The sequence below is a fragment of the Pseudomonas sp. HP_14 genome (genome assembly GCF_055283875.1).
Map to the genome: position 1 here is coordinate 20,784 of NZ_JBTOQI010000027.1, position 10,067 is coordinate 30,850.

The window sequence follows — 10,067 nt, forward strand, 5'->3', positions numbered from 1 at the left end:
AATTGAGCCCGTCATGATTCTGCCTTGGCTAATCCTGATCCCCTTTATCGGTGGCCTGCTGTGCTGGCAAGGTGAGCGCTTCGGCCCTACCCTGCCGCGCTGGATCGCGCTGCTGACCATGTCCCTCGAACTGGCCCTGGGCCTCTGGTTGTGGAGTACTGGCAACTACAGTTACGCACCAGCGCCTGGCGTCGACCCAACCTGGGCCATCGAATTCAAGCACTTGTGGATTGCCCGCTTCGGCATCAGCGTCCACCTGGCTCTCGATGGTCTTTCGTTGCTGATGATCCTGCTGACCGGCCTGCTCGGTGTGCTGTCGGTGTTGTGTTCGTGGAAAGAAATCCAGCGTAACGTTGGTTTCTTCCACCTCAACCTGATGTGGATCCTCGGTGGCGTGATTGGGGTGTTCCTGGCCATCGACCTGTTCATGTTCTTCTTCTTCTGGGAAATGATGCTGGTGCCGATGTATTTCCTCATCGCGCTCTGGGGCCACAGCTCGGCGGACGGCAAGAAGACACGAATCTACGCCGCGACCAAGTTCTTCATCTTCACTCAGGCCAGCGGCTTGATCATGTTGGTGGCGATCCTCGGTCTGGTTCTGGTCAACTTCAATCAGACTGGAGTGATCACGTTCGATTACGCCACGCTGCTGAAGACCCAACTGGCACCGGGCACCGAATACATACTGATGCTGGGCTTCTTTATTGCCTTCGCGGTGAAGCTGCCAGTCGTGCCCTTCCACTCCTGGCTGCCGGATGCTCACGCCCAGGCGCCAACAGCAGGCTCGGTCGATCTGGCCGGTATCCTGTTGAAAACCGCTGCTTATGGCCTGCTGCGTTTCGCTCTACCGATGTTCCCGAACGCATCGGCAGAGTTCGCGCCTATTGCAATGATTCTGGGCCTGATCGGTATTTTCTACGGGGCATTCCTGGCGTTCGCGCAGACCGACATCAAGCGTCTGATCGCTTACTCCAGTGTCTCGCACATGGGCTTCGTGCTGATTGGTATCTACTCCGGCAGCCAGCAAGCGCTGCAAGGCGTCGTGATCCAGATGATCGCTCACGGTCTGTCGGCTGCTGCGCTGTTTATCCTCAGCGGCCAGTTGTACGAGCGCCTGCATACACGTGACATGCGTGAAATGGGTGGTTTGTGGTCGCGCATCGCCTACCTGCCAGCGATCAGCCTGTTCTTCGCGGCGGCTTCTCTGGGTCTGCCAGGTACCGGTAACTTTGTGGGTGAGTTCCTGATCCTGCTGGGCAGCTTTGTCAGTGCGCCATGGATCACCGCAATTGCCACGTCCGGTCTGGTGTTTGGCTCTGTCTATTCGCTGATCATGATCCACCGCGCCTACTTCGGTCCGGCCAAATCCGACGAGCCTCTCAAGGGCATGGACGGACGGGAAATGATCATGGTGCTCGGCCTGGCCGTGTTGCTGGTACTGCTCGGGGTTTACCCGCAGCCGTTCCTCGATACGTCGGCAGCGACCATGCACGGCGTGCAGCAATGGCTCGGCACCGCCTTCACTCAACTCGCTTCGGCCCGGTAAGAGCGCTATGGACCTGACGATTCAACATTTTATTGCGCTTGCCCCACTGCTGATTACCAGCCTCACCATTGTTGTGGTGATGCTGGCAATCGCATGGCGCCGCAATCACTCGCAAACCTTCCTGCTCAGCGTGGCGGGGCTTAACCTGGCCCTGCTGTCGATCTACCCGGCATTGAAAGTCGCTCCACTGGTAGTGACGCCGCTGCTGCAGATCGACAGCTTCGCTTGCCTGTACATGGCGCTGATCCTGGCGTCGACCCTGGCTTGCGTGACCATGGCTCACGCCTATCTCGGCGACGGTAAAGCTGGCTACCCTGGCAATCGTGAAGAGCTTTACCTGCTGATCCTGCTGGCGGCAGCTGGCGGTCTGGTACTGGTCAGCGCTCAGCATCTGGCAGGCCTGTTCATCGGTCTGGAGTTACTGTCGGTGCCGGTCTACGGTCTGGTTGCCTATGCGTTCTTCAACAAGCGCTCGTTGGAAGCCGGTATCAAGTACATGGTGCTCTCGGCAGCCGGTTCAGCCTTCCTGCTGTTCGGCATGGCGCTGCTGTATGCCGAAGCTGGCACGCTGGGCTTCGAAGGTATCGGCAAGGCACTCGCCGCAAGCGGTCTGCCGAGCCCAATCGCAAGTCTGGGTCTGGGCATGATGCTGGTGGGTCTGGCATTCAAACTGTCGCTGGTGCCGTTTCACCTGTGGACGCCAGACGTGTACGAGGGTGCCCCGGCCCCGGTAGCGGCTTTCCTGGCCACTGCCAGCAAGGTTGCTGTGTTCGCAGTGCTGGTGCGTCTGTTCCAGATTTCCCCAGCTGCCAGCAGCGGTGTTCTGAATGACGTACTGGCGGTCATCGCCGTGGCGTCGATCATCGTCGGCAACCTGCTGGCGCTGATGCAGAACAACTTGAAGCGTCTGCTGGGTTATTCATCCATCGCGCACTTCGGCTACCTGATGATCGCCTTGGTGGCGAGCAAAGGCATGGCGGTTGAGGCTATTGGCGTGTATCTGGCCACCTATGTGCTGACGAGCCTGGGCAGCTTCGGTGTAATCACCATGATGTCGTCGCCATACAGCGGCCGTGATACCGATGCGATGTTCGAATACCGCGGTCTGTTCTGGCGTCGTCCGTACCTGACAGCGGTAATGACCCTGATGATGCTGTCCCTGGCGGGTATCCCGCTGACCGCTGGCTTCATCGGTAAGTTCTACATCATCGCGACCGGTGTCGAGTCGAAGCTATGGTGGTTGATCGGTGCACTGATCATCGGTAGCGCCATCGGCGTGTTCTATTACCTGCGCGTGATGGTCACCCTGTATCTGGTGGACTCCAAACTGCCACGCCACGATGCGGCCTTCAACTGGGCGCAACGTACCGGCGGCGTGATGCTGTTGGCGATTGCCATTCTGACCTTCGTACTGGGTGTCTATCCGCAGCCGCTGCTGGATCTGGTCCAGCATGCAGGTCTGATGGGCTGATCTCTCAAGGATCAGGCACGACGCATAAAAAAACCTGCTCAGTTGAGCAGGTTTTTTTTCGCCTGAAGAATCTAGCCGGGCAGACGTACCGTCTTCTTGGCGCTGACGAACAAGCCCCAGGTGGACATGAACAGCGCAGCGACCATCGGACCAATCACAAAGCCATTAAGGCCGAATACCGACATCCCTCCCAGCGTAGAGATCAGGATCAGGTAGTCGGGCATCTTCGTGTCTTTGCCGACCAGAACAGGCCGCAGCACGTTGTCCACCAGGCCAATAACAAAGACGCCGAACAATGCGAGCACAACGCCCTGCCAGATCATCCCGCTCAACAGGAAGTAGACCGCTACGGGCGCCCAGACGATCCCCGCCCCTACTGCTGGCAGCAACGACAGGAAAGCCATGATGACCGCCCAGAGCAGCGCACTGGGGATGTCCAGACACCAGAAAATGAAACCGCCCAGAGCGCCTTGAGTGATCGCGACGACAATGTTGCCTTTGACCGTGGCGCGCACGACCCGCGTGAACTTCAATTGCAAACGACGCTTTTGTGGCTCAGCCAGCGGCACCGCGATACGCATCTTGCGCACCAGTTCCTGGCCATCGCGCAGGAAGAAAAACAACAGGTACAGCATGATGAAGAAACCCACTACGAAGTCGAAGGTGCCCTGACCGAAGCTGAATGCCTGCGTTGCCAGGTACTGACTGCCCTGCATCGCGCCTTTGGCGATCTTGTCGCGCAGACCGTTGAGATCGCCCATACCCAAGCGATCCAGCCAGCCCTGAACGTAAGGCGGCAACAAGCCTTTGAACTCGGCCAGATAACTGGCGATGTCGAGCTGACCGCTTTCCACGTTCTTGTAGAGTGTGGCGCCTTCCTGAACCAGCAATGCACTGATGACGATAACCGGCAGAATCGCGATCACCAGACAGATCACCAAGGTGCAGAGCGACGTCAGATTACGCTGCCAGCCGAACTTCAGCAGCAAGCGACGCTGTACAGGCGCGAAGATGATGCCGAGGATCACCGCCCAGAAGACCGCGCCGTAAAACGGCAACAGGATCCATATGAACGCGATGGTCACCAGGACCAACAGCATGATCAGGGTTTTGTACTGCAGCGTGGTTTCGTTCATGTCCTTTCCATGTCAGTAGGCAAGCAACTCGCTTGACCTGATCCTTAGTCAGCCAATAGACGGACGAGTGCCATCATTCTGCTTTTCATGCAGATGATGGCTCTGGAAAGGGTAGTACAGCAGAGAATGCGTCTGGCCGTAGGGTTGGCAGGAAATCGCACAGGGTCATTACACCGCTCTGTCTGACGCCAGACATTTGATCTGTAGGAACTGCCGAAGGCTGCGATAGCGGTGTGTCAGGATGAATGCTTGGCAGCCTTCGGCAGCGCTCATCAAACATGAAATAACTATCTGAGTTAAATGCTTATTCTGTAGGAGTGAGCTTGCTCGCGATAGCGTCAGGTCAGACGCTATCCTCTTAACCGATCTACCGCTATCGCGAGCAAGCTCACTCCTACAGGGTCAATGTTTACTACGCGACAGCGCGGCGCGTCGGACGACGTGCAGGTCAACCATTCGTAGCGCACTTCTCACATGAGTTAAACCCGGAATTGCCCAACCAGTGCGCCAAGGCGCTGGCCAAGATCGTTCAGGCTGCGTGTGGTCTGCGCGCTCTGCCGGGTTTCGTCTGCAACGGTGTCTACAGCGGAAGCAATCTGGTGCACGCTGCGGTTGATCTCCTCGGCAACAGCCGTTTGCTCTTCTGCCGCACTGGCGATCTGCGCGTTCATGGTGTTGATGGTCGTGATCAGCTCGCCAATAGCATCCAGCGAAGACCCCGCCTGATTGGCCTGCACGGAGGTGCCATCACCCGCCTCACTGGAGCGACGCATGGCATCCACAGCGGTTTGCGTGCCTTTCTGCAGCCGATCAATCATGCCCTGAATTTCCTGAGTACTCTGCTGAGTACGACTGGCCAGCGCACGCACCTCGTCAGCCACTACCGCAAAACCTCGACCAGCCTCCCCGGCCCGAGCGGCTTCAATAGCAGCATTGAGGGCTAGCAGGTTGGTCTGCTCAGCGATGGAGCGAATCACCCCAAGCACGCTGACAATAGAAGAGACGTCCTGCTGCAGGCTGTCCAGCGAGGAGCCGCTGTTGCGGATATCTTGGACCAACGCGTGAATCAGTTTGATGCTGCCATCAACGACACGTTTGGCCGACTGGCCCTCTTCATCGGTCTGCTGTGCGGCGACCGAGGCGCCCTGCGCACTCTTTGCCACTTCCTGCGCCGCAGCAGACATCTCGTTGATTGCAGTGGCGACCTGATCGGTCTCATGCCGCTGACGCTCCATGGCTTGTTCAGAGCGCTGCGCCTGGCTGGAAACCTCACTCACGAGGCCAGTCAGTTGCCCGGTCATTCCGGATATCTGGCTGACCAGGCTATGGATCTTGTCGACGAAACGGTTGAAGGAACCCGCCAAATCACCCAACTCATCCTGACTGGTCACGGCCAGACGACGGGTCAAATCGCCCTCACCGGCGGCGATGTCGTCCAGGTTATCTTTCATCAGGCGCAATGGACGAAGCAACGTACCGGCCAGCACCACGCCAATAATGCTGATAATGACAAGAACAAGTAAGGCGACCCCGACGATGCTCAGCAACATTTCCTGCAGACGAGCTTCAACGTCACGTTCGACCAATGCAACCTGGGCGTCGATACCGTCAAGATTGACAGACGAACCGACCGCCAGGTCCCATTTGGGTAAATACTCGGTGTAGCCCAGCTTGGGCAACAATTCGGTTTTGCCAGGTAGCGGTGAGGAGTACAGCAGATAATGCGTACCAGCTTTAGCTACAGCCACCAGTTCATTGTTGACATATACGCCGTTCGGATCGCGTGCATCCTTGAAGCTCTTCCCGACGCCATCAGGACTGTTTGCCTTGAACAAGCGTATAGATTGCGAATCGTAGCCAAAGAAATAGCCGTCCTTGCCATAGGAAATGCCGGAAAGCAGTTTTATGGCCTGTGCTCGCGCGGCCTCATCGCCAGCCGGCGAAGCGTCATAAATCGGTTTGATAGCAGTCATACCGATGGCGACATAATTTTGCAGCGTCGCCTTGGCTTCATTCAGGAGCCGTTCGCGCGTTTGGCTGACCTCCTGTCTGGCCTGCTCGCGGAGCATGATGACGGTAGTCGCGCTAATGATCAGCGCGAATATGAGCACCGGCAGAATCGCCAGTGAAAGTACTTTGGCTTTCAGGCTAATGCGCATAGAACCCCAGATATCAATTTGTTGTTTTTAAATTTTGATCTTGGCTCTGTAACGGCAATCAGACTGAAAAGTTGAGAGGGATGCGCTCTTTTGTCAGAAAAGCAGAAGCGAAACGCAGGAGTATCGATAACGTAGTTACGGACTTAGTGACTAACGGAGTCGCGTGTTGGAGGGTTATTCACCAACAGAGCGGTCAGGCAGGTCGATGCGCACGCGAAGTCCACCTGAGTGGCTAGCCTCCAGTTGCAGATTGCCGCCCCACACTTGGACGATATCGCGCACGATGCCGAGGCCCAACCCGTGACCGGTAATCTGCTCATCAAGACGCGCACCGCGGCTGAAGACCTCCTCGCGCATAGCCTCAGGAATACCGGGGCCGTCGTCCTCTACGAGGATACAAAAGCTGGTCTCCTGCCGGGTAATGATCAGCAGTACTTCGCTATCAGCCCATTTGCATGCGTTATCCAGCAAGTTACCCAATAGTTCCAGGATATCCTCTCGATCCCAAGGGAGAGACAAACCCGGCTGGACTTGCATCCCGAGGTTTAGATGCTCACCGTGGATCATGCGTAATGTAGCGAACAATCCACTCAACTCGACATCGCAGTCGAAATGCGCACCGGGCAACGCATCACCCGACAGCCGCGCGCGATTCAACTCGCGCGCCAGACGTTGCTGAATCTGCTCAAGCTGTTCACGAAGGATATTGCGCAGTTCTGGATGAGCATCAAACTGGGGACTGGCGATAGCGCTGAAGAGGACAGCCAGCGGAGTTTTCAGCGCGTGCCCAAGATTGCCGAGGGCGTTGCGTGAACGCCTCAAGCTGTCTTCGGTATGCTCCAATAGATGATTGATTTGCGAAACAAGGGGTTCCAGCTCAACTGGAACCTGCTCATCAAGCTGGGATCGCTTCCCCTGTTGAAGCTGAATCAGCTGTTCACGGGCACGATCCAGTGGGCGCAAGGCCCGGCGAACCGTAACTCGCTGTAATGCGAGGATCAGCAAGAGAGCGGCCACGCCCAGACCGAGACCAATCTGCTGTACCCGAAGAAAACTTGCCCTTACCGGCGTGTAATCTTGAGCGACGGTAATTGAGATGTCCTGACCAAACTTGCGGTAATCAACTTTGTGCAGCAGCAAGGATTGCCCTGTCTGGCCCAGCTCGTAGCTGGAATGCAGCCCGCTTGAACCGGGATCAGGAATTTCCAGATCCCATAACGATCTTGAGCGCCAGTGGCCATCCGGGAAATCAATTCGGAAGTAGTGCCCGGAATAAGGCCGCTGATAAGCGGGTGACAGACGATGTTCGTCCAGTTGCACACCACTCTTCCCGCGCACCAGAGCCACCAACAGGCTTTCGCTTTCATTGCGCAGCCCGGCTTCCAGATACCGCTGCAACCCCAGTTCAAACAGCCAAAGGCTGGTTTGAGCCAAGACCACGCATACCAGCACCATCACACTGATAAGCCCGAGACTCAGGCGTCGCTGTATAGACTTCAAGCAGCAGGCTCTCCGCCAAACCGATAGCCCTGGCCCCTTCGAGTCTCGACGACCGCTTTACCCAGCTTGCGTCGGAGGTGATTCACATGCACTTCAATAACGTTGGAATCACGCTCGTTTTCCCCGTCATAGAGGTGCTCGGCCAAATGGCTTTTTGAAAGAATTTGTTCCGGGTGCAGCATGAAGTAACGCAACAACCTGAATTCAGCAGAAGTCAGCTGGATATCAACACCATCCTGATTAACGCATTGCCGCCCCTCGTCCAGATGCAAGCCCGCGGACTCAAGGCGTGGTTGGTTGGCCAGCCCTTTGGAACGACGCAGTAGTGCCTGAATGCGAAGTTGCAACTCTTCCGGGTGGAACGGCTTGGTCAGGTAGTCGTCAGCCCCGGCCTTGAGTCCTTCGATACGCTCAGACCAGGAGCCTCGTGCAGTCAGGACAAGAACCGGGGTCGCTAACCCGGCGGTGCGCCATTGTTCCAATACCTCAAGACCCGGAAGCCCAGGTAAGCCGAGGTCCAGGATAATCAAATCGTAAGGCTCGGTTACCCCTTGGTGTACAGCGTCACGACCGTCCGCAAGCCAATCAACTGCGTAGCCCTGCCTGCCCAGCCCCGCGAGCAACTCATCAGCAAGCGGGACATGGTCCTCTACCAATAACAGCCGCATCAGTCTTCCTCATCCTTCAATAATCGACTGTCCCGAGCGTCATACTTCAACTCGCGAACGACCCCTTCCGAGGTCAGAATCTCAAACTCATAGACGTACACGCCATGCTTCTCTTCAAGTTCAGCCTCTAGCAGTTTGGCACCGGGATGCCTGGCCAAAGCCATCTCCATCAACTGTTCAAGGGGAAGAATAGTACCGAGCTGACGCAAGTTCAGCGCTTCATCCTGATCCAGGTCCCTGGCCTGCACAGTGACGCACACCAGCACTAGGCAGAGAAGAGTGCCACGACGCTTATGTAAGTTCATTATCGGTCCTGATGATCCTTGAGTACTTTCCCGGTTGCGGCATCAACATCCACGTCCCATTCAATACCTTGAGTGTCCGTAAGCTCAACCTGATAAATATGTTTGCCGTATTTTTCATCAAGCTCGGTATCGTTTATGGTCGCGCCAGGGTGCCTGGCTAATGCCACAGCGTCGAGCCGCTCTGAACTTTGAATAACGCCGGCGGCGCGCAATGTAACAGCTTCGTCGGCAGAGATGTCGCGAGCGCTGACTACACCGCTGGTCAACATCAGTAAGGCAGAGGCAAAAAAAGCAGTCAGGGGGTTCACTATCAATCTCCGTTGAAAATGTTTATTTCCTACTGACTCAGGATAAACAACCGAACTTAACTCAAGCTGAATCTGTCTGGCTAGATGCCATCAGTGGGTAACGATCTGGCTGCTTTTAGCGCCAAGGCCAAACCATTACTGATAAACTCTTGGCCTGCATGCGTCGCTGCGACGATCGCCATTTTTAGAGTTGAAGATTGTGGAAATTTTTAAAGAATTTACGTTTGAGTCGGCCCACTTCCTACCTAATGTTCCCGAGGGGCATAAATGTGGACGGCTGCACGGCCACTCCTTCCGCATCGCTATCCACCTTGAAGGTGAAGTTGATCCCCATATCGGCTGGATACGTGACTTCTCCGAAATCAAAGCGATCTTCAAGCCCTTGTATGAAAGGCTCGATCACCACTACCTGAATGACATCCCAGGCCTGGAAAATCCTACTAGCGAAAACCTCGCCAAATGGATCTTCGCAGAGCTCAAGCCTCTGTTGCCGGAGCTGTCTGCTATTCGTATCCATGAGACCTGTACCAGTGGTTGCATCTATCGCGGTGAATAATCGCCGATAATGAAAAGCCCTCCTTGTTCGCAAGGGGGGCTTTTTTGTGTCTGGGAGAGTGTCGTAGATGCTCACTGTATCGCAAGAAACACGGAGCCCGTGGACAGGATTTATCAGGGAAGGCGCTATATTAGGCGATGGATATGCAGCATCTGTACCGGCCTACTCCCGAATGAATTCGGTCCAACCCGATAGGGTGAACCGGTAGGAGCTGCCGAAGGCTGCGAGGCGGTGTGTCAGGCTAAAAGCGTGACCGTCCATCGCGGGCAAGCGCGCTCCCACCGCTAATTCTTTTTTCTTCGCACATAAACAAAACCCCTGAACGCGTAAGCGATCAGGGGTTCTGGAATTTAATCTTGACGATGACCTACTCTCACATGGGGAAACCCCACACTACCATCGGCGATACATCGTTTCA

The 10,067-nt window shown here is 55.9% G+C and carries 9 protein-coding genes and 1 pseudogene; 3 read left to right on the forward strand and 7 right to left on the reverse strand.

All coding sequences use genetic code 11. The features are described from left to right. Positions 1–13: 13 nt before the first annotated feature. Together nuoM and nuoN are read left to right on the forward strand one after the other, a co-directional pair. The gene (gene nuoM, locus ACYASS_RS17385) at positions 14–1,546 is read left to right on the forward strand and encodes an NADH-quinone oxidoreductase subunit M (RefSeq protein WP_243248919.1); all 1,533 of its coding nucleotides are present in this window, start codon (positions 14–16) and stop codon (positions 1,544–1,546) included. A 7-nt stretch (positions 1,547–1,553) separates the two neighbouring features. Then, positions 1,554–3,017, forward strand: a complete 1,464-nt coding sequence (gene nuoN / locus ACYASS_RS17390) for an NADH-quinone oxidoreductase subunit NuoN (RefSeq protein WP_463587026.1) — start codon at positions 1,554–1,556, stop codon at positions 3,015–3,017. Between the two features lie 71 nt (positions 3,018–3,088). Here nuoN and ACYASS_RS17395 read toward each other — a convergent pair whose 3' ends face one another. The 7 genes and pseudogenes from ACYASS_RS17395 to ACYASS_RS17425 form a co-directional block, all read right to left on the reverse strand. Then, on the reverse strand, positions 3,089–4,153 hold the full coding sequence (locus tag ACYASS_RS17395) for an AI-2E family transporter (protein ID WP_463587027.1): 1,065 nt from the start codon (positions 4,151–4,153) through the stop codon (positions 3,089–3,091). 479 nt (positions 4,154–4,632) lie between these two features. Then, positions 4,633–5,454, reverse strand: coding sequence for a methyl-accepting chemotaxis protein (locus tag ACYASS_RS17400; RefSeq protein ID WP_463587030.1), 822 nt, complete (start codon positions 5,452–5,454; stop codon positions 4,633–4,635). Between the two features lie 36 nt (positions 5,455–5,490). After that, a pseudogene (locus tag ACYASS_RS17405) lies at positions 5,491–6,312 on the reverse strand (cache domain-containing protein); the annotation flags it as partial. A 174-nt stretch (positions 6,313–6,486) separates the two neighbouring features. Then, positions 6,487–7,812 (reverse strand): sensor histidine kinase, encoded by a 1,326-nt coding sequence (locus tag ACYASS_RS17410; RefSeq protein ID WP_463587028.1) that lies wholly within the window; start codon positions 7,810–7,812, stop codon positions 6,487–6,489. Continuing rightward, on the reverse strand, positions 7,809–8,480 hold the full coding sequence (locus ACYASS_RS17415) for a response regulator transcription factor (RefSeq protein WP_122666272.1): 672 nt from the start codon (positions 8,478–8,480) through the stop codon (positions 7,809–7,811). The genes ACYASS_RS17410 and ACYASS_RS17415 overlap by 4 nt, the downstream gene beginning before the upstream one ends. Continuing rightward, entirely contained in the window at positions 8,480–8,785 is a 306-nt protein-coding gene (locus tag ACYASS_RS17420; protein WP_243248913.1) for a PepSY domain-containing protein, read from the reverse strand. The genes ACYASS_RS17415 and ACYASS_RS17420 overlap by 1 nt, the downstream gene beginning before the upstream one ends. Continuing rightward, positions 8,785–9,093, reverse strand: coding sequence for a PepSY domain-containing protein (locus ACYASS_RS17425; protein WP_463587029.1), 309 nt, complete (start codon positions 9,091–9,093; stop codon positions 8,785–8,787). Before ACYASS_RS17425 ends, ACYASS_RS17420 begins: the two co-directional genes overlap by 1 nt. Before the next feature lie 199 nt (positions 9,094–9,292). Here ACYASS_RS17425 and queD point away from each other — a divergent pair, with 199 nt between their 5' ends. Then, a complete protein-coding gene (queD, locus tag ACYASS_RS17430) occupies positions 9,293–9,649 on the forward strand; it encodes a 6-carboxytetrahydropterin synthase QueD (RefSeq protein ID WP_243248911.1) in 357 nt (118 codons plus the stop codon). Positions 9,650–10,067: the final 418 nt, after the last annotated feature.